Source organism: Actinotignum saccati (genome assembly GCF_051265055.1).
GTDB lineage: Bacteria > Actinomycetota > Actinomycetes > Actinomycetales > Actinomycetaceae > Actinotignum.
In genome coordinates this window covers 80,514-105,336 of record NZ_JBOZCC010000002.1, presented here as the reverse complement: position 1 = coordinate 105,336, position 24,823 = coordinate 80,514, and the positions used below count along the sequence as shown (strand labels likewise).

18 protein-coding genes are annotated in these 24,823 nt (G+C 63.7%); 12 read left to right on the top strand and 6 right to left on the bottom strand.

Annotated features, from left to right (window positions below):
• The first annotated feature begins 125 nt into the window (after positions 1 to 125).
• From pheS to ACRQEC_RS01910, 3 genes are read left to right on the top strand one after another with little or no spacing between them, the layout of a single operon-like run.
• Positions 126 to 1,205, top strand: coding sequence for a phenylalanine--tRNA ligase subunit alpha (pheS, locus tag ACRQEC_RS01920; protein WP_087070835.1), 1,080 nt, complete (start codon positions 126 to 128; stop codon positions 1,203 to 1,205).
• Complete coding sequence (gene pheT, locus ACRQEC_RS01915) at positions 1,205 to 3,748, top strand: phenylalanine--tRNA ligase subunit beta (RefSeq protein ID WP_087070834.1); 2,544 nt, start codon at positions 1,205 to 1,207, stop codon at positions 3,746 to 3,748. The genes pheS and pheT overlap by 1 nt, the downstream gene beginning before the upstream one ends.
• Positions 3,748 to 4,647 carry an SDR family NAD(P)-dependent oxidoreductase gene (locus ACRQEC_RS01910; RefSeq protein WP_234984506.1) on the top strand — a complete coding sequence of 300 codons (900 nt, stop codon included), beginning with the start codon at positions 3,748 to 3,750 and terminating at the stop codon, positions 4,645 to 4,647. Before pheT ends, ACRQEC_RS01910 begins: the two co-directional genes overlap by 1 nt.
• A gap of 138 nt (positions 4,648 to 4,785) precedes the next feature.
• Here ACRQEC_RS01910 and ACRQEC_RS01905 read toward each other — a convergent pair whose 3' ends face one another.
• The 4 genes from ACRQEC_RS01905 to ACRQEC_RS01890 form a co-directional block, all read right to left on the bottom strand.
• On the bottom strand, positions 4,786 to 5,271 hold the full coding sequence (locus ACRQEC_RS01905) for a hypothetical protein (RefSeq protein WP_143231883.1): 486 nt from the start codon (positions 5,269 to 5,271) through the stop codon (positions 4,786 to 4,788).
• A gap of 241 nt (positions 5,272 to 5,512) precedes the next feature.
• Positions 5,513 to 5,884 carry a hypothetical protein gene (locus ACRQEC_RS01900; RefSeq protein WP_087070832.1) on the bottom strand — a complete coding sequence of 124 codons (372 nt, stop codon included), beginning with the start codon at positions 5,882 to 5,884 and terminating at the stop codon, positions 5,513 to 5,515.
• Positions 5,885 to 5,984: 100 nt separating this feature from the next.
• Positions 5,985 to 8,093 carry a DEAD/DEAH box helicase gene (locus ACRQEC_RS01895; protein ID WP_284889048.1) on the bottom strand — a complete coding sequence of 703 codons (2,109 nt, stop codon included), beginning with the start codon at positions 8,091 to 8,093 and terminating at the stop codon, positions 5,985 to 5,987.
• Between the two features lie 100 nt (positions 8,094 to 8,193).
• A complete protein-coding gene (locus ACRQEC_RS01890; RefSeq protein WP_087070831.1) occupies positions 8,194 to 9,648 on the bottom strand; it encodes an MFS transporter in 1,455 nt (484 codons plus the stop codon).
• 273 nt (positions 9,649 to 9,921) lie between these two features.
• Between ACRQEC_RS01890 and aspS the strand changes: the two genes are divergently transcribed.
• On the top strand, positions 9,922 to 11,778 hold the full coding sequence (gene aspS / locus ACRQEC_RS01885) for an aspartate--tRNA ligase (protein WP_087070830.1): 1,857 nt from the start codon (positions 9,922 to 9,924) through the stop codon (positions 11,776 to 11,778).
• 137 nt (positions 11,779 to 11,915) lie between these two features.
• On the opposite strand, the gene ACRQEC_RS01880 is transcribed toward aspS, so the two are convergent.
• Both ACRQEC_RS01880 and ACRQEC_RS01875 read right to left on the bottom strand, forming a co-directional pair.
• Positions 11,916 to 12,464: a DUF421 domain-containing protein gene (locus tag ACRQEC_RS01880; RefSeq protein WP_159455016.1), complete on the bottom strand. Its 549-nt coding sequence runs from the start codon at positions 12,462 to 12,464 to the stop codon at positions 11,916 to 11,918.
• Positions 12,465 to 12,471: 7 nt separating this feature from the next.
• Complete coding sequence (locus tag ACRQEC_RS01875; protein ID WP_234984505.1) at positions 12,472 to 15,102, bottom strand: MMPL family transporter; 2,631 nt, start codon at positions 15,100 to 15,102, stop codon at positions 12,472 to 12,474.
• 191 nt (positions 15,103 to 15,293) lie between these two features.
• Between ACRQEC_RS01875 and ACRQEC_RS01870 the strand changes: the two genes are divergently transcribed.
• The 8 genes from ACRQEC_RS01870 to ACRQEC_RS01835 all read left to right on the top strand — a co-directional run bounded on the left by ACRQEC_RS01870 (position 15,294) and on the right by ACRQEC_RS01835 (position 24,794).
• Positions 15,294 to 16,637, top strand: coding sequence for a replication-associated recombination protein A (locus ACRQEC_RS01870; protein ID WP_087070827.1), 1,344 nt, complete (start codon positions 15,294 to 15,296; stop codon positions 16,635 to 16,637).
• A 111-nt stretch (positions 16,638 to 16,748) separates the two neighbouring features.
• Positions 16,749 to 17,369, top strand: coding sequence for a 30S ribosomal protein S4 (gene rpsD, locus ACRQEC_RS01865; RefSeq protein WP_016442833.1), 621 nt, complete (start codon positions 16,749 to 16,751; stop codon positions 17,367 to 17,369).
• Positions 17,370 to 17,606: 237 nt separating this feature from the next.
• Positions 17,607 to 20,288 carry an alanine--tRNA ligase gene (gene alaS, locus ACRQEC_RS01860; protein WP_087070826.1) on the top strand — a complete coding sequence of 894 codons (2,682 nt, stop codon included), beginning with the start codon at positions 17,607 to 17,609 and terminating at the stop codon, positions 20,286 to 20,288.
• Positions 20,288 to 20,779, top strand: coding sequence for a Holliday junction resolvase RuvX (gene ruvX, locus ACRQEC_RS01855; RefSeq protein WP_087070825.1), 492 nt, complete (start codon positions 20,288 to 20,290; stop codon positions 20,777 to 20,779). Before alaS ends, ruvX begins: the two co-directional genes overlap by 1 nt.
• The gene (gene mltG, locus ACRQEC_RS01850; protein WP_284889042.1) at positions 20,772 to 22,163 is read left to right on the top strand and encodes an endolytic transglycosylase MltG; all 1,392 of its coding nucleotides are present in this window, start codon (positions 20,772 to 20,774) and stop codon (positions 22,161 to 22,163) included. Before ruvX ends, mltG begins: the two co-directional genes overlap by 8 nt.
• Positions 22,164 to 22,317: 154 nt before the next feature.
• The gene (locus tag ACRQEC_RS01845; RefSeq protein ID WP_087070823.1) at positions 22,318 to 22,947 is read left to right on the top strand and encodes a prepilin peptidase; all 630 of its coding nucleotides are present in this window, start codon (positions 22,318 to 22,320) and stop codon (positions 22,945 to 22,947) included.
• A gap of 117 nt (positions 22,948 to 23,064) precedes the next feature.
• Entirely contained in the window at positions 23,065 to 24,276 is a 1,212-nt protein-coding gene (gene aroC / locus ACRQEC_RS01840; RefSeq protein ID WP_087070822.1) for a chorismate synthase, read from the top strand.
• The gene (locus tag ACRQEC_RS01835; RefSeq protein ID WP_087070821.1) at positions 24,273 to 24,794 is read left to right on the top strand and encodes a shikimate kinase; all 522 of its coding nucleotides are present in this window, start codon (positions 24,273 to 24,275) and stop codon (positions 24,792 to 24,794) included. The genes aroC and ACRQEC_RS01835 overlap by 4 nt, the downstream gene beginning before the upstream one ends.
• Positions 24,795 to 24,823 lie beyond the last annotated feature (29 nt).

Sequence of the window (24,823 nt, the reverse complement as noted above, 5' to 3'; positions counted from 1 at the left end):
CGTACCGCGGCGCAAGCGCGCTACCAGTAACCTCACAGCGGGGCCGAGTCCATCTCGGCCCCGCTGTTACGCACTTTCGGCGAGTTTGACTAGAATTGACATGGTTAACTACAAGAAAGGCAGCTATGTCCTCACAGCTCAGTCCCCTGGACGAAGCGGGAGTGCAGGCGGCCGTCGCACAGGCATGTAGCGCTTTTGCGGCGGCCACCACCCTCGAGGAGTTGAAAGCCGCACGCCTCGCGCACAGCGGTGATAATGCTCCGATCACTCACGCGAATATGCAGATCCGGAACCTCGCCAAAGAAGAAAAGCCCATCGCCGGTAAACTGCTGGGCGCGGCCCGCAAGGAAATCCAGGCGGCCCTCGCCAGCGCCACCGCTCGTATTGAGGAAGCGGAAGCGGCCGCGGCTCTGGCCACCGAAACGGTGGATGTTACCGTGCCGACCAACCGCTCTCCGCGCGGGGCACGCCACCCGCTCACGGTTCTCAGTGAGGATATTGCTGATTTCTTTATTGCCATGGGCTGGGAGATCGCCGAAGGTCCCGAAGTGGAGCACGAGTGGTTCAACTTCGACTCCCTGAATTTCGGGCCTGACCACCCGGCACGCCAGATGCAAGATACCTTCTACGTATCGGGCGTCGTCGGCCCTGACGGTGCGGTCACCGAGGAACGCAACCTGGTGCTGCGCACCCACACGTCGCCCGTGCAATCCCACGCGCTGCTGCGCCGCGGCGCCCCGCTCTACATCGCCTGCCCGGGCAAGGTATTCCGCACCGACGCGCTGGATGCCACCCACACCCCGGTATTCCACCAGGTGGAAGGCTTGGCAGTGGATAAGGGCCTGACCATGGCCCATCTCAAGGGCACCCTGGATCATTTCGCCCGCCATATGTTCGGGCCGGAAGCGAAGGCGCGGCTGCGGCCCTCCTTCTTCCCCTTCACCGAACCGAGTGCCGAAATGGACCTGTGGTTCCCGCAGAAGAAGGGCGGCCCGGGCTGGATCGAATGGGGCGGTTGCGGCATGGTCAATCCGGAAGTGCTGCGCAATAACGGCATTGACCCGGATGTTTACACTGGCTTCGCCTTCGGAATGGGCCTGGAGCGCACCCTGATGCTGCGTAATTCCATCGCTGATATGCGTGACATGGTGGAAGGCGATGTGCGCTTCTCCATGCAATTCGGAACCACCGGGAGGGGAAACTAATGCCACTGATTCCGCAGGAATGGTTGGGCTCACACGTTGAGCTGCCCGAGGATCTCAGCCCCGCGCAGCTGGCTGCCGCGCTGGTAAAAGTCGGCCTGGAAGAAGAAGCAATCCACCCCGGCGCGGTCACCGGCCCGCTGGTCTTCGGTCGGGTGCTCAGCCGCGAACCGAAGAAACAAAGCAACGGGAAGATCATTAACTACTGCCGCGTGGACGTAGGGCAGTACAACGACGAACCCGGAACGGGGCGCGAGCCTTCCGAGCTGCCCTCGCGCGGCATTATTTGCGGCGCCCATAATTTCGAAGAGGGCGATACCGTGGTGGTGTCCCTCCCCGGCGCCGTGCTGCCGGGCGGTTTTGAGATCGCGGCCCGCAAAACTTACGGCCATATTTCCGACGGCATGATGTGTTCGGAACGCGAACTCGGGCTCTCGGATGAAAGCGAGGGCATTATTGTTCTCGACGACGCAGCCGCGGCCAGTGTGGAACTCGGCAGTGATGCCAGGCAATTCCTGGGCCTGCCGGGGGAAACCCTGGAAATTAACGTGACCCCGGATCGCGGGTACTGCTTCTCCATGCGTGGGGTAGCGCGCGAATACCACCACTCCAGCGGGGCTCGCTTCACCGACCCGGGCCTGGCGGACGCTCCGCTCCCGGAAGCCACCCCCACCGGGTTCCCGGTGCGCGTGGAAGATAACGCCCCGATTCACGGCCAGCCCGGATGCGATCTGTTTGTCACCCGGGTGGTGCGCGGGGTAGATCCGGCGGCACCCTCCCCGGCCTGGATGGCACGCCGCCTCCAGCAAGCCGGCCAGCGCTCCATCTCTCTCGCGGTAGACGCCACCAATTACGTGATGCTTGACCTGGGTCAACCCCTGCACGCCTACGATCTGGATAAGATCCGCGGCGGCGGGCTGGTGGTGCGCCGGGCTAAGGCCGGCGAAAAACTCACCACCCTTGATGATGTGGAACGCACCCTCGATCCGGAAGATCTTCTTATTACCGATAATGGGGGAGAGCGCGTGCTCGGCGTGGCCGGCGTGATGGGCGGAGCCGATACAGAGATCACCGCGGAAACCAGCAATGTGCTGATAGAAGCAGCGCATTTCGATGCGGTATCGGTGGCGCGCAGCGCCCGGCGGCACAAGCTCCCCACCGAAGCCTCCAAGCGTTTCGAACGCGGGGTGGATCCCGCGGTGGCGGCGGTGGCCGCGCAGCGCGTCGTCGACCTTTTGGTGGAATACGGCGGGGGAGAAGCAACCGATGAGGTCTTTGTGTACGGGCAGGTACACCAGTTGCCCGCGCTCGCTTTCCCGGTTGCGGATGTGGAACGCCTGACCTCGTTGCAGCTGAGCGAGGATCGTATTGCGGAGATCCTCACGGATATCGGTTGCACCGTGGAACGCGGCGGCGCGGTGTGGAGCGTGCAGCCTCCCACCTGGCGTCCGGATCTGGTGGGCTCGGCTCACCTGGTGGAGGAAATCGCACGCCTGGAAGGCTATGATGCGATTCCCACCGCCGTTCCGGCGGCTCCGGCCGGGCGCGGCCTGAGCCCCGCGCAGCGCCAGCGCCGCGATATTGCGCGCACCCTGGCGGAAACCGGGTGGGTGCAGGTGCTGACCTATCCCTTCATTCCGGCCGCGCGTTTCGATGAGCTCGGCTACGCCGCTGATGATGAGCGGCGCACCGCTATCGCGCTGGCCAATCCGCTGCAGGATGAGGCCAATCTGCTGCGCACCTCCCTGCTCGATACCCTCATTCCGGTGGCCTCGCTCAACGTCAAGCGCGGTAATCCGGCGGTGGCGGTCTTTGAGATGGGCACGGTGAGCCGGCCGGCCGGTATCAGTCCGGCCCCGATTCCGGCGGCGGGTCAGCGGCCTTCCGAGGACGAGATTGCCGCCCTCCACGCGGCTATCCCCGCCCAACCCCATCACGTGGCCGGGGTGGCCTGCGGGCCGCGTACCGCCGCCCGGGCCGGTTACCCGGTGGAAACCTGGGATTGGCGGGATGCGGTAGAAGCCGGGCGGCGCGCTGCCGGTATGCTCGCCGAGGTTTCGGTGCGCGCCGCGAACCAGGCACCCTGGCACCCGGGGCGCTGCGCGGCTATCCTCAGCGGAGACCGCGTTGTTGGCTACGCCGGGGAACTCGCTCCGGCGGTATGCAAGGCCTTGGATATTCCGGCGCGTTCGGTCGCTTTCGAAGTGAATACCGACGCCGCACTTCCGGCCACCGTGGAACCCGCCGCGGTCAAGCCGGTGTGGACCAGTCCTGTTGCTAAGGAAGATCTTGCTTTTATTGTTGATGCCGATGTGATCGCCGGTGATGTGCGGGCCGCCATCGTGGCCGCCGCGGGGGAGGCCCTCGAAGGCATTGAGCTTTTCGATGTTTTCACGGGTGATCCCGTTCCGGAAGGGAAGAAGTCGCTGGCATTCGCGCTGCGCTTCCGCACCGATCACACCCTGACCGCTGAAGAAACTTCCCAGGTACGCCACCGAGTGGCACGCCGGATGCGCAAGGACTTCGGCGCGGAGCTGAGGGCCTAATGGCGCAGCAGGAGGTGGAGCGCGTGGATGCGGGCGACCAGATGACCGCGCAATCGGTAACCGGGCAGCAAGCGACCGCGCAGCAGGTTACCGCACCGCAGGAATCGGAAGGACTCGCACCGGCCCGCCGGATTCTCATTACCGGGGCTTCCCGGGGCGTGGGCAAGGAGCTCGCTATTGGTTTAGCGGCGCCCGGGCGCACCCTCATTTTGCTGGCGACCAAACTATCGAATTTGGATGGTACCGCCACCGAATGCGAGATCCGGGGTGCTCAGGTTATTACCCTCGGGTGTGACCTGGCGAAGGAATCTTCTATCCGGGAGATGCTGCGTATCCTCCTCGAGGAAGGCGCTCCCGATATGGTGCTCAATTCCGCCGGAGTGTACGGGGAAGAAGAACTTCCTTGGGATACCAGCCTGGAGGATTTCCAGCGCACCATCGCGATTAACGTGGAAGCCCCGTTCCAGCTGGCCCAAACTTTGGTACCTATTATGCTCGAGCGCGGCGGCGGGAGAATCCTGGACCTGTCCGCCACCGCGGCATCTCATGATTCCGCGGACGCGGTATCCTATTACACCTCGAAAACGGCGCTGTTGCGGCTGGCGGCATCCTTGCATTTGGCTGGTTATCAGCGTGGTTTGCGGGTGCTTTCTCTCAATCCCGGTGCGGTGAAAACCGATATGACGGCATCCATGAAACGTTACCGGGACCGCACCGAATGGGTACCGCTTGGCGAATCGGTGGCTATTGCCCAGGCCTTCGCGGCCGGTGAGCTCGATGGGCTCTCGGGCACCCAGGTGCGGGCCGGAACCGACTCCCTGGAAAAGCTCCGCGAGCTCTCCGCGCGCGGGGTGTCCGGGCGAGCGCGCCGCCTGCGGCTCACCGGATGGGATGCCTAAAACCGGCGCGCATAACCAGCACGCATAAGCAGCGTGCATAAGCACAGCGGACTAAGGGCGGGAGCCTCCTTAAATGGAGACTCCCGCCCTTACTTATGTATCGAGACTCGCATCCTGTGCCAGCAGCCAGCCCAATGCTTATTGGGTATTAGCCCCGAATTTTTCCCCGCAAACCTTGGCTGCTTCGCCCATAATCGCTTGGTCTTCCTGCGAGAGCAAAAGGATCTGCGCGGCGATATTACGCTGGCCCTGCTCGGATAGGCCACGGCTGAGCCCTTCATCGACCGTGCACTCCACAAGCTTGGGGAGCATGGCCTTTTGAGCTTCCGGGATATCCTGCGTGTTCTTGAGCAGCTCGGACGTAGCGGCAAGCATGCCGGCGCTCACCTCATCGCGGGTAGGAGCCGGGCCGTCCGTTGCAATAGCTGCCGGACCCTTATCGGTGATCGGCGCGGAAGGCTGAGCGGGGCTCGCATCGCTTGCCGAGGGAGCTGCCGGCGCCGAGGCGGCAGCCGACGTTTTCGCAGCTGGCGAAGCCGATTCCGACTTATTACTATTACCCGAACAGGCGGCTAGGCTCATCGCGAGACATGCCACAGCCGCTGCACCTAAAAGTTTACGCATCTTCACTCATTTCCATGCGGAATAAAACAAGTAGATACTATCAGCTACGCGGCTTTCGCCCGCGGGGTTCCCGCGTGAAATCCACCGCCTCGCTCAGCCCCGGGAGTTGCGCGACCCCGCGGGAGTCGCGCAATCCCACGGGTGTCGCGCAACTTCGCGGATGCTTGCATGAAGATACGTTACGAGCTGGGCCGTCTCCCCGTTGGGCAGGGTATGACCCGGTGGCTCTTCCCGATGAGTATTACCCCTGGGGCTGCCCGGCGAGCTTCGTGGCGCAGTTATCCGTTACCTTTTGGAGGATATCGTTGTCTTCTTTAGAGACTTCATCGAATTTCTTTACGTCACCGTTGGCAATAATCTTGAGGCCTTCTACGGAGACACCTTGTTCGATAGCACCATCGGCCATACACTCGACGAAGCCGGTAACAATGGATTCGTGAAGTCCGGCTGGGAGCTTGTTACCCGCCTCCTCAATAGCGGAATTGAATCCCTTGTTAAGTCCGGCCACAACCTCATCACGCGAGGGTGCGGCATCCTTTCCGGAACCGTTCGAGCAGGCCGTCAGAGTGAATGCGGTGCAGATAGCTGCAAGACCGGCAACAAGTTTACGCATGGAATTCTCCTCGGAAGCGTGGCGATGGATGAAAGATTATCCACCCATGGCCACTCTACCGGGACATGGTTACCAGCGCGTGAACACCGGGAAGCGCAAACTATGAACGCCGCCACCCGCGCCCACCGCGGCGCTCCCCGCGATCATGCCGGTCATGGCGCCGATCCGAGCGGCGCTCAGAACGGTAATCCGAACCGTAATCACCGTCATCGCCACGGTTGAAAGAACCGCGGCCGCGCCCGCGCCGGTCTCCGCGTGCGCCCCGATCCGAACGCCCCGCGCGATCCGAACGTCCGTGGCCGCCGCGGCGGGCGGCGGGAGCACCACTGTCTTCAGAAATCCGCAGGGCACGCCCGGAAACCTGCGCTTCGGAGATACGCCGGCGGGCTTCCGGAGAAAGCGGCACCCCAATTTCCACCAGGGAGAAGGTGGGGTAAATATCGATATGGCCCAGGTCCGAGCCGCGCAGCCCACCTTCGTGGGTGAGCGCGCCAACAATCGCACCCGGACGCACCCGGTCTTTGTGCCCGACCTCGATGCGGTAGCGCTTCCCGCCCTTGAATTCGCGAGCTTCGCGTCGCTTCTTCTTGAAGGAATCGCGGCTGTCCTCCCCGGTGAAGCTTTCCTCTTCATCCGCGGAAGGCCCGGGATCGCGCACGCCCAAGGCCAGCAGCGCCACGATAATATCCTCGAGGCTCATCGGTGCGGGAGCCTCGCTCGCAGCCTCGTTTTCTGCACCGGTTTCCGTCTCGGCATCGGTATTGTTTCCGGTACCGGTTTCGTTTTCGAAGTTTTCCGTAGTATCGGTAACGACGGCGCCTTCCGAGTCAGCCGGAACCGAGCTTGCTGCCTCAGCAACGCCCTCGTCAAGCGGGAGGGTAGCGGGGGAGGCTACGGCGTCGTCGTTCTTATTCTGCTGCGCCTCCTGCTGGGCAGCCAGGAATTGCTCGAGGACCTCGCGGTAGACCCCGAGGCGCCCGGCGTCGAAACGGGTGCGGGCCTGCTCCATGAGTTTGGCGGCGCGCAGTTTCGAGACTTCCGCCGGGGTGGGAAGATCGATTTCTTCCATCTGTGATTTGGTGGTTTTCGCGATGCGGCGCAGGCGCGGCAGTTCCTTCGGCGTCACGAAGGTGAGCGAGCGGCCCTCGCGCCCGGCGCGGCCGGTGCGGCCGATGCGGTGCACGTAAGTATCGGCTTCGCGCGGCACATCAAAATTGACGACCAGCCCAATGCGTTCCACGTCCAGGCCGCGCGCGGCCACGTCGGTGGCAATCAGAACATCCAGGGTCCCGTCACGCAGGCGCGAGACCAGGCGTTCGCGATCCTTTTGGGCGACGTCGCCCGAAAGCGCCGCGGTGGCCACCCCGCGGGTACCCAGCTCAATCGCCAAATCCTCCGCGGTGGCGCGAGTGCGCACGAATACAAGGGCGGCGTCGGCTTCAGAAACCGCAAGGACCCGAGCGAGAGCACCCACCTTGCGGCGGGCCGGAACCACCGCGAATTCCTGGGTAATATTCGCAACCGTGGAGGCCGGCGGCGTAACGGTAATTTCCTCCGGGTCGTTCAAGTGAGAATCGGCCACGCGGCGAATCGCCGGGGGCATGGTGGCGGAGAAAAGCGCCGATACGCGCTCTTCGGGCAGATCGGAGGCGATCTTTTCCACGTCCTCCGCGAAGCCCATGCGCAGCATTTCGTCCGCTTCGTCTAAAACGAAGTAAGAAACGTGATCGAGCACGAGCGCGCCGCGATCAATGAGATCCATAATGCGCCCGGGCGTGCCCACCACCACATGCACGCCGTTTTCGAGGGCGCGAAGCTGCGGGGGATAGGGCGAACCGCCGTACACGGCCAGCACTTTGGTATCCGTACCGCGCGCGAATGATTCAATGGCGTCCGCGCCCTGAAGCGCGAGTTCGCGGGTGGGTGCGAGCACCAGAGCTTGAACGACGGCGCTGCTAGTATCCACCTGTTCCAGAAGCGGCAAACCGAAAGCGGCAGTTTTCCCCGTTCCTGTTTGGGCGACGCCGATAACATCCCGCCCGCTCAGCAGCAGCGGAATGGCCTGCTCCTGGATCGGGGAGGGGTGTTCAAAACCGAGAGCATGAATAGCGGTGAGCGTTTCCTCGGAAAGACCGAGGTCAGCGAAAGTCGCCGGGGTGGCGGTGGAGGAAGAATCAGACGGCGTATTTTCGCCGAGATGTTCAGACATGGATTCCTAACATAGGCACAGGGGGCGCAAACGCGCCGCTACTAGTTTACTCCGGGGTGCAAGCCCGGCGCTGGATATATGCGGTGAGCTTGCCCTCTGTTCACGCGGCGCTGGAATCTTCGCTGAGCATATCCGAGCCGCTCAGCTGTTCCCCGCCCGGACCCACGCCGCTCAGGCGCTGCGATTCGGCAAGATTTTCCGCGGCCTCGCTGCCCGCCGGTGGCACAATGCGGCTGGCTACCACCGCGCCGGCAATGGTCAGCGCAATGGACACCGCGATGCCGGCCATCAGTGCAATATCCTGCGGCGGGGTGAGCACCGAATAAATAATCCCAATAATTGCGGCTACCAGCGAGGTTCCCATGGAATCGGCAACCTGGAGCGCGGAAGAAGTGCGCCCCTGGCCCTCTTGGGAGGTGCAGGCGAGGGCGTGTACGCTCAGCGCCGGGAACGCGAAGCCGCATCCGATACCCGCGATGGCCCACCCGATAATAACGAGGCTTCCGGGAAGAGCGTGATGCGAGCCGGCCAGCACCAGGCCAAGGCCGATAGCATCGCCAATCGAGCCCCACAGCGGCAGGCGCAGGCGCAGCGCGGCATTGGTGATCCGCCCGGAGAAATACGATCCCACCGCCCAGGTGATCGAACCGACCGACAAAATAAGACCGGCTTCCACCGGGCTCCACCCGTGCACATCCTGGAGCAGGAGCGGCAAAAACATCTCAATTGCCGTGAAGGTACCGAGGAGAACGCGGGTGGCAATAGTTGCGGGCAGCCCGCGCACCCCGCGGAAAGTCCCGCGCGGGAAAAGCGGACGAGCGCAGAAAAGCAAGGCGAATCCACACACCCCGATAATGGCGAAGGTGTGCGCACTATGCTCCGTCGCCCCGCTCATAATTTGCAGGCAAGCGACCAATGCGCCGGTCCCGAAGGCCGGAATGACCATGGTGCGAATATTCATCGGCTTCTTGACGCGATCAATATCCGGGATTTTATTCATCCCAATAAAGAAGAAGGGCCCGATGAGCAGGATGGTGGCCGGCACGAAACCGAAAATCCACCGCCAGGACATTGCCTCAACAATAATTCCGGCGAGCAGGGGGCCGAAAAGCGAGGGGAGGACCCAGGCCGCGGCGAAAGCGGTGAAGAATCCGGGGCGACGACGCGGCTGCACGCTATTGCCCACGATGGTGTAGAAGGGCACAATAATGAGGCCCCCGCCCAGGCCTTGGATGGCGCGGCCGGCCACGAAAATTTCCATGCTGGGGGAGACGGTACAGATCGTGAGCCCCACGGTGAGAAGCACGACGCCGGTGTACAGGCAAGAATGCGGGCCTTTGGAATCGGACCATTCTCCGGCTAGCGCCGTCGTCATTAACTGGGCCGCAAGTACCACGCCGAGCGCGAGGGCATAAAGGTTCTGGCCGTCAAAAGCGCGCGCGACGGTAGGCATGGCCGTGGTGACCGCCATGCTCTCAAAAGCAACGAGCGAAATAAAGCCAACGGAAAAAATACGGAAAAGGCGTTCGCGCTCCGGAGATAGATACCTGCTCATTAGATCCATTAGACCAGCGAAAGGGGGCAGAAAGGAAGAGGCGCAGCCGGGTACATGCGGTGGTGTGTGCCACCGTGGGCCACGGGTGGGGCCGCGTGGGGCCGCCTGGTGCGGTGGCAGAGCGTAATGAGATGTGTTCGGCGGGCGGCCGGAGCGTAACTTTTGCCCGGAGCGTGCCGCGGGTTCTACCATGGAGCCGGTGCTTGCTCGTCTCGCAAGCACCTTAGGACGGCCCGTCTAGCCGTTTCCCACGATAGAAAGAGTGACAAAAGCGTGTTACGTACTCGTTATGCCGGCTCGCTGCGAGCAAGTGATATTGACAGCGAAGTGACGCTGACCGGGTGGGTGGATCGCCGCCGTGACCACGGGGGTATCGCCTTCATTGATCTGCGTGATGCCTCGGGTATCGCCCAGGTGACCGTCCGTGAAGAAATTGCGCACGAGTTGCGTAACGAATTCTGCATTAAGGTGACCGGGATCGTGCGCGAACGCCCGGAAGGCAATGCGAATGCTGCCCTGGCCACCGGCGAGATCGAGGTGGAGGCCACGGACGTTGAGGTCCTCAGCCCCGCCGAAGCTCTGCCTTTCCAGGTCTCCGATCACGCCGAAGGGGCCGGCAAGGTCTCCGAAGATATTCGCCTCAAGTACCGCTACCTGGATTTGCGCCGCTCCTACGAACAGAAGGCCCTGCGGTTGCGCGCCAAGGTGAATCAGGCGGCCCGGCGGGTACTCGACGGCCACGATTTCGTGGAGATTGAAACCCCGACCCTCACCCGTTCCACCCCGGAAGGCGCCCGCGATTTTATTGTTCCGGCGCGCCTCAACCCGGGAACCTGGTACGCCCTGCCGCAGTCCCCGCAGCTCTTTAAGCAGCTGCTCATGGTGGGCGGGATGGAACGCTACTACCAGATCGCTCGCTGCTACCGCGATGAGGATTTCCGCGCGGATCGCCAGCCGGAGTTCACCCAGCTGGACGTGGAAATGAGCTTCGTTGATCAAGATGACGTTATCGCGGTGGCCGAAGAAGTGCTGCGCGAAATCTGGAAGCTTATCGGCTACGACCTGTCCACCCCGATTCCGCGGATGACCTTTAAGGACGCCATGGAAAAGTACGGTTCGGATAAACCGGACCTGCGTTTCGGGCTGGAACTTATCGACCTGACCGAGTACTTCAAGGACACCACCTTCCGGGTCTTCCAGAATCCCTATGTTGGTGCGGTGGTGATGCCCGGTGGGGCTTCCCAGCCGCGGCGCACTTTCGATAAGTGGCAGGAATGGGCGAAGGCGCGCGGTGCGCACGGCCTGGCTTACGTCACCATCGCGGAGGATGGCACCCTGGGTGGCCCGGTGGCCAAGAATATTACCGACGCGGAACGTGCTGGCCTGGCCGAAGCCACCGGCGCGAAGCCCGGGGATTGCATCTTCTTCGCCGCGGGTGAGCCGACCTTCTCCCGCGAACTGCTGGGTGCGGCCCGCTTGGAAATTGGCCAGCGGGTCGGCCTTATTGACGAGGATGCCTGGGCTTTTGTGTGGGTGGTGGATGCCCCCATGTTCAAGCCGGCTTCCCAGGCCGCCGCGGAAGGCGATGTGGCCCTCGGTTCGCGCTGGACCGCCGTCCATCACGCTTTCACCGCTCCCAAGCCCGAACACCTCGATACTTTCGATACCGATCCGGCCGGTGCGCTGACGAACGCTTATGACATCGTCTGCAACGGCAACGAGATCGGAGGCGGTTCCATACGTATCCATCGCCGCGATATCCAGGAACGCGTCTTCAAGGTCATGGGTATCGATAAGGAAGCCGCCGAGGAGAAATTCGGTTTCCTCCTCGAAGCTTTCAAATTCGGTGCGCCCCCGCACGGCGGGATTGCTTTCGGCTGGGATCGCATTGTGTCCCTGCTGGTCAAGGCGCCCTCGATCCGCGACGTTATCGCCTTCCCGAAGATCGGCAACGGCTGGGATCCCCTCACCGATGCTCCCGCGGAAATTACCGCGCAGCAGCGTAAGGAAGCCGGTGTGGATGCCACCCCGAAGGCTCGCTCCGGCGCGGTGGATGCCGCAACCGGGGCACCCCTCGCGGAGGAAGCGCCGGCGGTCGGTGATACTGCCGGGGCAGCTGCCGGAAAGTAGCGGCCCGCGGTTGCCGGGAAGTAGCTGGCAAGTTGCTGGAAAGTAGCCTCTCAGCGGCCTAGCTGCCGCGTAGGCGGTGGCCTGTAGTCGGCAGCCGCGAAGAAGCTAGCGATATGCAGGGAAGACGCCGAGCGTGCTCAGATGCGCTCGGCGTCTTTCACACCCGCGAGCAGGCGCGGATCAAGCGCGGTGGCCGGCCCGGTGAGTACCGATAGCTGCCCGTTGGGTTCGAGGATGACAGCTGCGACGTCGTCCACACACGCAACGCCGCGCAAACGCACGGCCATCATGATTTCTTCCGTGGTGGTCGAGTGCCGCCGTGCCGCGGGCGTGAGTTCCCCGCGCGCCCAAATAACGACGGGCCGCGCGTGCACCCAGGCCTCCCCGCGGTGGGAGAGCGCGATAAAGCGCAGCAGTGCTTGCATGCAGAACAGGGTGAGAAGGGCGACGACGCCGCCGGCCAGGGTGGGAGTATGCCCGAGGGTGACGCGCCCCGCGATCGCCCCAATAACGACGACGGCCGCCATATCCGAGGTGGAGAGCCGGCTCACCACGTTTTGCCCCAGGGCCCGCAAAATCACCACGAGGAAAAGGTAGATGAGGCAGGTGGCCACGGCTATGGCGCCCGCCTGCAACCAGGTGATACCCAGGAGTTCAGGTAGTTTCAGGTGATCGATCTCAGACATGCCTCCATTATGGCGCGGCGTGCCGGCCGCGTGGCGCCGATGCCGCGGTGCTCGCGCTTGCGGTGGCATCGGTGGTGCTGGCGTTTTGCGTTGTAGCGCCCGCGGGAAGCGTTACCGGCGCACTGTCCTTGGTGGCGGTTGCCGGCTCGTGGTGTTCGAGGGTGCGGTGCCCGCCTTCGGACACCCCGAAACGCTGGTAGATACGCGAAAGCCAGCGCGGCGCCCACCAATTCCACTTGCCTAGCACCGTCATGGTGGCCGGAACCAGGAGGATACGGCTGAGGCTGGTATCCGCAATCACGGTGATGGCCAGCAGCACGCCCACTTCCTTGATCGCCAGCATCTGCCCGAAGCAGAAGCCCACGAAAACCGCCACGATAATCGCGGCTGCGGAGGTAATAATCCGCCCGGAACGCTGCAAGCCCAGGGAAACCGCCCGGTCATTCGATTCCCCGGCATCCCAATATTCCTTCATGCGGGCCACCAGGAATACCTCGTAATCCATGGAAAGCCCAAAGCCGAAGGCCAGGCCGCAGGCCACCACCACCGCCGTGAGCCCGTCGGTTTCCGGCAAGCCCAACAGGCCGTTATCGAAGAGGAAAGCGGTGAGCCCAAGGGAGGCCACCAGGGAGAGCGAATTAATAATGATGGCCTTGAGGGGGATCAGCACCGAGCCGGTCATGAGGAAGAGCAAGATGAGCACGGCGAGTAGCACCACCGCGAAAGCAATGGGCGCGCCCTCGCGTAGCACCCGATTGAAATCAATCTGGATGGCCGCGCTGCCGCCCACCAGGATCTCCGTATTCGCGGCGCTTTCCGCGTGGGCGCGAATATCGCGAACGGTGTTACTGGCCTGGGCGGAGGTGGGATCCCCACCGCTGACAAATACCCCGAGGTTATGCCAGCCGTTATCCATCTTCGTGGATTCCCCGACCTTGGATACCGCCGGAAGCCCGGCAATCCACTCCGATTGCTCGCGCAGCGCGGCGGCATCGCCCTTCACCAGGACGGTAATGGCCGGCTGGCTCAAATCTGGGTAATCGCGTTTGAGAATCTCCTGGGTGGTGCCCGGCGAGGAGCTCACCGGAATATATTCGCTGGTATCCGTGCGTAAAGTGGTGTCCTTAATAGGAATAATCATGACCACGAGGATTGCCGTTACCACGGTCATAATCACCCACGGGCGGCGCTGCACCCATCCGGCAATCCGTGAGAACACCCCGTGATCGGTATGGGTATCACCCACCGCGCGCATGAGATGCCCCAGCCCGGGAATTTTCGCGAGCACAGAAGGCTGGGCCAGCCGCGGCCCGGCAATGCGCAAAAGGGCAGGTACCAAACTTACCGCGGAAATAACCGCGAGCAGCACGACGACGAAACCGCCCATGGCGATCACCCGAATAATGCGGGAATTGAAGGCCAGCAGCCCGGCAATGGCAAAAGCAATGGTGACGGCGGAGAAGATCACGGTGCGCCCGGCGGTGCGGACCGTGGTGGCCAGCGCCCCTTCCATAATGACGGCCAGGTCTTTCTTCTCCGGGCGGGCGCCCGGCCCGTAGCGTTTCTCAATACCGCGGGTGATTTCTTCCCGGTAGCGGGAAACTACCAGCAGGCCGTAATCGATGGAGAGCGCCAAGCCGATAATGGAGACCACATTGAGCACGAAGGAATCCACATCCGCCACGAAGGTGAGGAGCCAAATACCGCCTAGGGTAATAATGATGGCAACAATAGCTCCGGCCAGCGGCATGAGAGCGGTGAGGACCCCGCCGAAGACCAGCACCATGAGGATGAGGGCCACGGGCAGGCCAATGGCTTCCCCGCGCACCAGATCGTGGCGGGCCACATCGTTAATAGCGGTCATCGCGGCGTTCGCGGAGGTGGCATCCACCTGGACAGAGTGAGCGGTCGCAAAAGAATCAAGCGCCTGCTGGACTTCGGCCTCGGTGGCTTCGCTCTTCGCATCCGAGGTGAAGGTAATGACGAGGGCGAAACCGTCCGCGGCGCGCAAACCGGCCGTTTCCTCGCTCGCCTGGGTACGGGCTTGCGCTATACCTTCTTCACGCGCGGAAGCGATGACTTCTTCCTCACTGGGTTGGCCCGCCTGGGCCGCGGCCGCCGCGGCGCTTACTTCCTGGGTGGCGCGGGCCTGGGCTGCCTCGCGCGGCATACCGGCGCGCATGAGCTGCGCGGTAGCCGCCTCAATCTGGGCGGTGAGTTGCTGTTGGGCCGCGGCGGCGGCTTTCTGGTATTCCGCGCGCGCTTTCTCCTCCGCCTGGGCTGCGCCTTCCACTTCGGCTTCCCGCACGAGGGAGGGCGAGCTCACCGCGCTGGCAACACCCGGGATTTTCGCGATGTTTTCACTGAGATCAGCAATATCAGCGGTGAGTTGCTGCGGTTCGGTGGCGCCGTGGATCACGGCCACCATGCGGTAATCGCCCTGGGAATCGGTGAGTTCCAGGACGCGAGCGGATTCCGTTCCGGTGGTGAGGCCCTGGGTGGAGGACATGCGGGAGAACAGGCCTCCCTGACCGAAACCTGACAGTGCGGCGATACCGGCAACAACGGCGCACAATATCCAGGTGATGATGACTCTCCACGGGTGGCGAATAGAGGCACGCGCTAACAACTCTGTCATGCCTCTATTATCGCTCATTTTCCCGAAAAATAGCGGTTTTTAAGCCATCTTTGAACGCTTGACCTGGAGCTTTCGCGCGCGCTGCCCGTAGTGCCACCCGTACCCGCCACCAGTATCCGGTGCTCGGCCCGCACGTGAGCCGGCGCCCACCCCGCGCGTGCGCCCCAGCGCCGAGCTCGTAGACTGGGAGGGTGGATCTCTTCGAAAGTAGCCAAGTTGATGCCCGCGGGGTGCCCGATTCCGATACCGGCCCGCTGGCGGTCCGGATGCGCCCGCGCACGGCCGCCGAGGTAGTAGGTCAGGATGAGGTGCTCGCCCGCGGTGCGCCCTTGCGCCGCCTCATTGACGCGGAGGCCGGGTCTGCGCCGTCGTCAGTATTTTTGTGGGGACCACCCGGGGTGGGGAAAACAACTCTCGCGTACCTCATTGCCCGGTCCGGGCAGCGCGATTTTATTGAGCTCTCCGCGGTGAGCGCCGGGGTGAAGGACGTGCGGGCCGCGGTGGAGAGCGCCCGGCGCAAACTGGTGAGCAGCGGCACCGAAACCGTGCTTTTTATTGACGAAGTGCACCGGTTCTCGAAAACGCAGCAGGACGCGCTGCTGCCGGCCGTGGAAAACGGGTGGGTGATCCTGGTGGCCGCGACCACCGAAAATCCGGCCTTTTCCGTGGTGGCGCCGCTACTCTCGCGCTCGCTTCTCGTCACGCTACGCGGTTTGAACGACGACGATATCCGCGCCATCATCAATCGGGCCCTCACCAGTGAGCGCGGGCTGGGCGGGGCATATACCCTGGACGAGGATGCGGAATATAACCTGGTGCGCCTGGCCGGGGCGGACGGGCGGCGCAGCCTGACCCTCCTGGAAGCCGCGGTGGACGGGGCGCGCGCCCGCGGGGAACACCGGGTGAGCGTGGAGGATGTGGCGCGGGCCGCCGATGGTGCCACCGTGCGCTACGACCGCGATGGCGATGAGCACTACCAGGTGATTTCCGCCTTTATCAAGTCGATCCGCGGCTCGGATGTGGATGCAGCAATGCATTATCTGGCGCGCATGCTGGAAGCGGGGGAGGACCCGCGATTTATCGCGCGCCGCCTCATGATTTCCGCGGCCGAAGATGTGGGGATGGCCGATCCTTCCGCATTGCAAACCGCCACCGCGGCGGCCCAGGCCGTGGCGCTGGTGGGGATGCCCGAAGCGCGGATCATCCTGGCGGAAGCCGTGGTTCACCTGGCCACCGCCCCGAAATCCAACCGGGCCTACCGCGCGATTAATGCCGCGATTGCCGATGTGCGGGCCGGGAAAAGCGCCCCGGTGCCCCTGGCGCTACGCAATGCTTCCTTCAAGGGAGCTGCCGAACGCGGCTACGGGGAGGGCTACCGCTACGCCCATGATTACGAGGAAGGTATCGCCCCCATGCAATTTATGCCGGAGGGCCTGGAAGGCACCCGGTATTACGAACCGACCACCCGCGGCTACGAGGCGAATATCACCCCGCGCCTGGCCCGTAACCGCGAGGTGCTGGGCCGGGAGAACTGATACACTAGTTCGGTTGCTTTGCGAGAAGTAACACCTGGGGTCTTAGCCGATTGTGTTGGCCCCGAACCGGCGCCGCTCGGCGCTGGAACGTACATCTACAGGAGATTATTCATGGCAGGAAATCGTTCTCGTAAGGCCGTGCGTCAGTCGCGCGCCCTGGGCATCGCCCTCACCCCGAAGGCTGAGCGCTATATGCAGCGCCGCCCCTACCGTCCCGGTGAGCACGGCCGCGGCCGCACCAAGGATTCCGACTACTCGGTCCGCCTCAAGGAAAAGCAGCGCCTGCGCGCCCAGTACGGCATCCGCGAAGCGCAGATGCGCCGCGTGTGGGAAGAAGCGCGCCGCCAGGATGGTCTGGCCGGTGAAAACCTCGTGGAGCTGCTGGAAATGCGCCTCGATGCCCTGGTGCTGCGCGCCGGCTTCGCGCGTACCATCGCCCAGGCTCGCCAGGTTGTGGGCCACTCCCACGTGATGGTGGACGGCAAGATCGTCAACCTCCCCTCCTACCGCGTAACCCCGGGTCAGGTTGTGCAGGTCAAGCCGAAGTCGCAGGCCTCCCCGCAGTTCCTCGTGGCCGCGCAGGGCGCGCACCGCGATGTGCTCCCCGCGGTTCCCGAATATCTTGATGTTGACCTGGAGAAGCTGAAGTTCACGCTGGTGCGCCGCCCGCGCCGCGTGGAAGTTCCGGTCCAGGCTGATGTCCAGATGATCGTCGAATACTACTCCCGCTAAATCAGTGGGACGTCAGGAAGGGTGCACCCGGAAAGGTGTGCCCTTTCTTTATTTCGTAGCTTGGTAGCTATGTGACAGCGATGCCCGCCGCTGCTTGCAGTGCCCACGCAGGCAGCCGCGGCGTCGTCGTAAAAAATATGCCACTCCCGCCCGTGCCTCGAAAATAGCGGGCGGGAGAGCCTGTACCATAGGTGCGTGGCCGGCTCGGCCACATAAGTCATAAGGAGACAAATACGTATGCGCACCGCTGAGATTCGCCGGCGCTGGCTGGATTACTTCGCGAAGCACGACCATCATATTGAGCCGTCCGTGCCCCTCGTGTCGCCCGATCCGTCCATTTTGTTCACGATTGCCGGCATGGTTCCCTTCATTCCTTATATCGTGGGAACCCAGCGAGCTCCGTGGCCGAGGGTAGCCTCGGTGCAGAAGTGCATTCGTACGAATGATATCGATAACGTGGGCAAAACCACGCGGCACGGTACCTTCTTCCAAATGTGCGGCAATTTCTCCTTCGGGGACTACTTCAAGGAAGGCGCTATCGACCTGGCCTTCGGGCTGCTGTGCGCGCCGCTGGACGAAGGCGGTTACGGCCTGGAAATCGAGCGGATGTGGGTGACCATCTGGGAAGAAGATGAGGTCTCCTTCAACAAGCTCGTTGAGGTGGGCGTCAATCCGGCCCATATCGTCAAACTGACCCGGGAAGAAATTTTCTGGTCCACGGGCCAGCCCGGACCGGCCGGCCCCTGCGCGGAAATCCATTACGACCGCGGCCCCGAATACGGGCCGGACGCCGTGGGCGGAACCGTAGACCCGGGCGGGGACCGCTACCTGGAAGTGTGGAACCTCGTTTTCGACCAGTACCGGCGCGGGGAAGGCTCCGGAAAGGACTACCCGTTGCTCGGGGAGCTGGACCAAACCGCTATCGATACCGGCGCGGGCCTGGAACGTATCGCCTTCCTGCTCCAGGGCAAAAATAATATGTACGAAACCGATGAGGTCTGGCCGGTTATTGCCCGCACCCAGGAACTCACCGGGCGTACCTACGGCGCGAACGAAGAAGACGACGTCCGCATGCGCGTGATCGCCGACCACGTACGTTCGGCCATGATGCTTATTAACGACGGCGTGCGCCCGGGCAATGACGGACGCGGTTACGTGCTGCGCCGGCTCATGCGGCGGGCCATCCGCTCGATCCGCCTGCTCGGGGTGGATGCCGCGGTCCTCGGCGACCTGGTGGAAACCTCGAAGAACGCCATGAAGGAGTCCTACCCCGATCTGGAGGAAAACTTCGGGCAGATTCGCCAGGTGGCGGTGGAAGAAGAAGCCGCCTTCCGGCGCACCCTGGCCACCGGCGAACAGATTTTCGCGGCGGCCGTGGATAGCGCAAAGAGCGCGCCGCATACCGGCAAGGTGATTATTCCCGGCTCGGCGGCTTTCACCCTGCATGACACCTACGGATTCCCCATTGATCTCACCTTGGAAATGGCGGCCGAAAAGGGTGTGGACGTGGACGAAAAGGGCTTCCGGGCCCTCATGACCGAGCAGCGCGAACGCGCGCGGGCCGATGCGCAGGCGAAGAAAACCGGGCACGTGGATGCCCACGTGTACCATGAGATTCTCGATGCGCAGGGCGGGCCCACCTCCTTCCTCGGCTACTTCGAGAAAGCCGCGGAAGCGCGCGTGGTGGCCATCCTCGAAAACGGGGTGCCGGTGCCGGCGGTGAGCGCACCCTCCGACGCCGATGTTATTTTGGACAAGACCCCCTTCTACGCTGAAATGGGCGGGCAGCTGGCCGATCACGGCACCATTAGCGTGGCCGGGGGCGGGATGTTCGACGTCGTTGACGTGCAGGCGCCCGTCAAGGGACTGCATGTGCACCGCGGCTCGCTGACCGAAGGGACCATCGCGGTGGGCGATATTGTGCACGCGCAGATCGATACTCTGCGCCGCCATCGGATTGCCCAGGCGCATACCGCGACCCATATGATCCACAAGGTGCTCCACGAGTTCATCGGTGAGCAGGCCACCCAGGCCGGCTCCGAGGATGCTCCCTCGCGGTTGCGTTTCGACTTCCGGCACGGTTCGCAAATCCCGGTGGATGTGATGACGCAGATCGAAGCACGCGCCAATGAACGCCTCCAGGACAACCTGGAAGTCACGTGGGCCGAATACCCGATTGAAGAAGCCAAGAAACTCGGGGCGCAGATGCTCTTCGGGGAGAAATACGGCGATATCGTGCGGGTGGTCTCCATTGATGATGCCTGGTCGCGGGAATTCTGCGCCGGCACCCATGTGGCGAATACCGGGGAAATCGGGATGATTACCGTGCTGGGTGAATCCTCCATCGGTTCCGGGGTGCGCCGTATTGACGCGCTGGTGGGTGAAAGCGCCTACGCGCAGGGGGCGCGCGAACGCGCCCTGGTTTCCCAGCTCACCGCGATGATGGGGGTGCGCCCGGAGGAACTCCCCGAGCGTATCGACACCATGCTCGGCAAGCTCAAGGCGGCCGAAAAGCAAATCGCGGCGCTGCGCCAGAAGGATATTGTGGGGCAGGTGGACACGGTTATTTCCCAGGGCGTGCACCTGGGCAATCGCACCCTCTACCGCGCTCACCTGGGCGTGGTAGAAAGCGCGGATGACCTGCGGGTGCTCGCCACGGAAGTGCGCGGGCGGCTGGCCCCTTCCGATGATTTCATCGTGATTATTACCGGGATTAGCAATGAGCGGCCCCTCATCGTGGTGGCGGCGTCCGAAGCGGCGCGCAGTGCCGGGATGAAGGCCGGGGCGCTGGTCTCGCGCGCGGCGAAGATCCTGGGCGGGGGCGGCGGCGGTAAGCCGGACCTCGCGCAGGGCGGCGGCTCGGACGTGACGAAGCTGGATGAAGCCCTCGCGGTTCTGGAAGCGGAGCTGCGCGGCTAATGCGGCGAGGCGTACGGATCGGAGTGGATGTAGGGCGGGCACGCACCGGCGTGGCCAGTTGCGATAGCGACGGTATCCTCGCCACTCCGGTCGCCACGCTCCCGGCGAATGGCACGGACGTGAGTGAGGTTGCTCGCGAGGTGCGCGAGCGTGGCGCCATTGAGGTGATCGTGGGCTTGCCGCGCAATATGGATGGGAGCGAAGGGGCCTCCGCGCGGTATTCGCGCAGGTGGGCGCGGCGTTTAGCCCGGCGTATCGCTCCGGTGCCGGTGCGGCTATTCGACGAGCGCCTCTCCACCGTGGCCGCCCACGCACAGCTGCATGAGGCGGGGCGCAGCTCGCGGCGCCACCGCGCCGTTGTTGACCAGGTTGCCGCGACCGTTATTCTTAATAATGCGTTGGAAGCAGAGCGGCTCACCGGCGCACCTGCCGGCGAACTCGTGGCGGCGACAACCGAAGCGCAAAGCGAAGCGAAAGGCGATAATGAGTGACGTTTTTGACCGCTTGAGTGCGGACGACGCCGATACCCCGCGCCGTCGCCAATCGGGTGCGCGGGGGAGGTCTCACGGGGCTGGCTCGCAGCGAGGCGGCGAGTTGCGCGGCGCGGCGTCGCGAAGCGGCGAGTTACGGGGCGGCTCCCAGCGGGGCACGGCGCGCGGAAACCATCCGCACGGGCGCGGCTCGCAGGGGCGGGGAAGCTCCGGGCGGGTACCGGCCGGGCGCAGCTCATCGGGGCGAAATTCAGAAGGCCGCAATGCCGCGGAGGCGAGGCGCCGAGCCGCGGCGCGGCGCAATGAGCGGGCCCGCTTGCGTAGGCGCCGTCGTATCACCACCGGAATTATTACTGTTCTTCTTGTCACCGCGCTCACCGCGGCGGCTGTTATTTTCTTCCCGCGCCTGCTCCACAGCTCCGATACCGTGCGCGATTACAGCGGAGAAGGAACCGGCCAGGTCGTGGTGCGGATTCCGGAAGGAGCCACCGGGCGGCAGATCGCCGCGGTGCTCGCCGAAAAAAATATTGTTGCCACCGAAGGCGCATTTATTGATGTCTTTTCCCGCGACCCGCGCTCCACGGGTATCCAGGCCGGGGCCTATACCTTGCGCGAGCAGATGTCCGCATCGGCCGCGCTATCCGCGCTACTGGACCCGGCCAATGCCGCCACAATTAAGGTGACGATTCCCGAAGGCTTCACAAAATGGCAGGTGCGGGACCGGCTCGGCAACCTCATGGATATCGATGTTGGCGTGGTCGAAGATGCGATGAACGACGCCGCAGCTCTCGGGCTGCCCGCGGAAGCCGGCGGGAATGTGGAAGGCTGGCTGGCGCCCGCCACCTATGATTTCGACCCGAATACCACGGTGACCGAGGCACTCCAGCAGATGGTGGAGGTCCAGGTGGGGCGCCTGGAAGCTAGCGGTGCGGAGCGGAGCCGGTGGCAGGCGGTGCTCACCACGGCCTCTATCGTGGAACGTGAAGGGCACCCGGCTGATTATCCGAAAGTTGCCCGGGTTATCGAGAACCGGCTCGGGGATAACGCCCCGGAGGTCGCCGGGCGGCTCCAGATGGATTCCACCGTGCTTTACGGGGTGGGTAAATCCGGCGGGGTACCCACCCGGGCCGAACTGGACGCGGATAATCCCTATAACACCTACCGGGTGAAGGGCCTACCGCCCACCGCTATCGGGGCACCCGGGGTGGAGGCCATTGAAGCGGCCGTCAATCCGGCCGAGGGCAATTGGCTCTACTTCACCACCGTGAATCTGGAAACCGGGGAAACGAAGTTCACGGCCGATTACGAGGAACAGATGCGTTTCCAGGCCGAATTCCGCGAGTGGTACGCCGCGCATCCGGACGGAGAGAAAAAGGACCATTAGCGCAGCCGCGTATAGGTACGACGGCGCAAGCTGCTTTGGCACGTGCCGATTCGGCGGTGCCGGTACTTATCCCCAGGTTGCCCAAATGGCGGTGCTATCCACAGGGGGCAAGCTGGGGCTGGTTGAGGCGCTGGGTCATCCGTAATCTGAGCGCATGACCTTCTTTTCTCGCGAGCGCATCCTGCGCGGTACCCTCAGCCCACCGGTAGCGGTCGTGCTCCTGCTGGGCCTGAGCCTGTGCTGGGCAGGGCTGGGATGGTCGCGCGCGGTAGGTGCGCTTGCCAGTGGGCGCCCGGTTAGTGATGCTGGTGCTGCTGGCGCTGCTGGCGCGCTCCTGGCGGCCGGAACACTTTTAGGCGCCGGTGCGCTTGCGCTTCTTTGTGAGGGCGTGTGCGGGGCATTCCTGGCGCTTGCCGCGGTGGTGGATGCGCGGGTGCAGCTCCTTCCCGATCCGCTGCTGGCCGCGGCCGGGGGAGCTGCCCTCACGGGGATAGCGCTGCGCGGGCAGTGGGAGGATCTCGCTATCGGAGCCGTGGCCGGCCTGGGCGGCTACGTGGCGCATCGCTTCGCCCAGCTCGGCTGGGGTGATGTCAAAATGCTTATCGTGCTGGGATGGTGGACGGGCCCGCAGCTCGGGCTCACCCTACTCCTCAGTGTGCTGGGCGCGGGTATCTTTGCCGCGGTACGGGTGCTGAGCGCTCGGCTCACCCTGGCTGATGCGGTGCCGCTCGGGCCGTGGCTCATGGGCGGTGGCGCCCTCGCCTGGCTTGCCGGGCTAGGATAGGTAGGCGCCTGCATCCCGGTAGCACTGGGCTACAGCGGGCGGAACGGAACCGCTTACTCATCTGGTATCAGAACGGGTAGCGGGACCTATGAACATAGGAACGGGGAAGGACGGCGCATGATTCGGTGGTCAACAGCGGGGGAATCCCACGGAGCAGCCCTCGTGGCACTCATCGAGGGGATCCCGGCGGGCCTGAGCCTGAGTTCGGATACCATTCGCGATCAATTGGCCCGCCGCCGGCTCGGCTACGGTCGCGGTGCCCGCCAGAAATTCGAACAGGATAAGCTGCACGTTCTTACCGGATTGCGGCACGGAGCCACCCTCGGTTCACCCATTGCCCTCGTTATTGAGAATTCCGAATGGCCCAAATGGGAAGCGGTCATGTCCGTTGATCCGGTCCCACCCGAAGCCCTGCTGCGTAATGCCGGGCGGGGAGATAGCCAAGAACTTGCCCGTAATAAGCGCCTCACCGCGCCCCGGCCCGGGCACGCCGATCTCACCGGCATGAATAAATACGATCACAGCGATGCTCGGAATGTCCTCGAACGCGCCTCGGCCCGGGAAACCGCGGCCCGGGTGGCTCTGGGTGCCATCGCCCGCGAGTACGCGAACCAAAGCGCCGGAATCACCATTCTTTCCCGGGTGGTAGCCATCGGCTCCGTGAGTGACACTTCGGATACCGTTCCGGGGCCGGGCGATGCCGCGGCTCTCGATGCTTCGCCGGTGCGCTGCCTGGATGAGGCCACGGCGCAGGCCATGATGGATGAAGTTGATCGGGCGAAAAGCGCGGGGGATACCCTGGGCGGCGTCGTCGAAATTCTTGCCTACGGCGTGCCGCAAGGCTTGGGCAGTTACGCAACCCCCTACGGGCGTCTTGATGCGGAACTGGCCCGCGCCATGATGTCGATCCAAGCCGTCAAAGGCGTGGAAATCGGGGACGGATTCGCCACCGCCAGCAGGCCCGGCAGCCAGGCCCATGATGAGATTGTCCGCACGGAAGATGGCGTGCACCGCCTGACCAATCGGGCGGGTGGCATCGAAGGCGGCATGTCCAACGGCGAAACGATCCGGGTACGGGTTGCTTTCAAGCCGATTTCTACCGTCCCGCGGGCCCTGCGTACTATCGATACCGAAACCGGGGAAGCCACCACCGCGCTCCACCAGCGCAGCGATGCCACCGCCGTGGTTCCCGGAGCGGTTATCTGCGAAGCGATGATGGCCTTGGTACTCGCGGAAGCACTCCAGGATAAATTCGGAGGGGATACCCTCGGTGATACCCAAGCGGCGGTGCACGCCTACCTGAACCGCATCCCGGAGGAACGCCGATGAGCGTGCGGGCAGTGCTGGTCGGGATGCCCGGAGTGGGCAAATCGACCGTGGGAAAGCTGCTGGCCAAGGATCTAGAGCTTCCTTTCGCCGATTCGGACGCTCTTATCGTCAGCGAAACCGGGCAGAGCATCCCGGAGATTTTCCAGACGGTAGGGGAAGAGGGATTCCGGCGGCTGGAAGCCGATATTATCGCGCGCACTCTCGCGGATTTTGACGGCGTGCTCTCCCTGGGGGGAGGCGCTATTTTGAGTGAGGCCACCCGCCGGGCACTGCGCGGCTATCCCGTGGTTCTTATCGAAGCGCGGATGGATATTTTGGTGCGGCGTATTACCGGATCACGCACCCGCCGCCCGCTCCTCGAGGATAATCCGGCGGCGCGGCTGCGCGAACTGGACCGGGAACGCACTCCGCTCTACCGCGATATCGCCAGCGTGACGGTGACCTCCGACGGGGGCTCCCCGCACCGGGTGGTACGCCGGATCCGCGCGGCTTTGGAGGCGTGTGCGTCGCAAAGATGAAACTCCCCGTGTAAACTTGGGGAGGACTA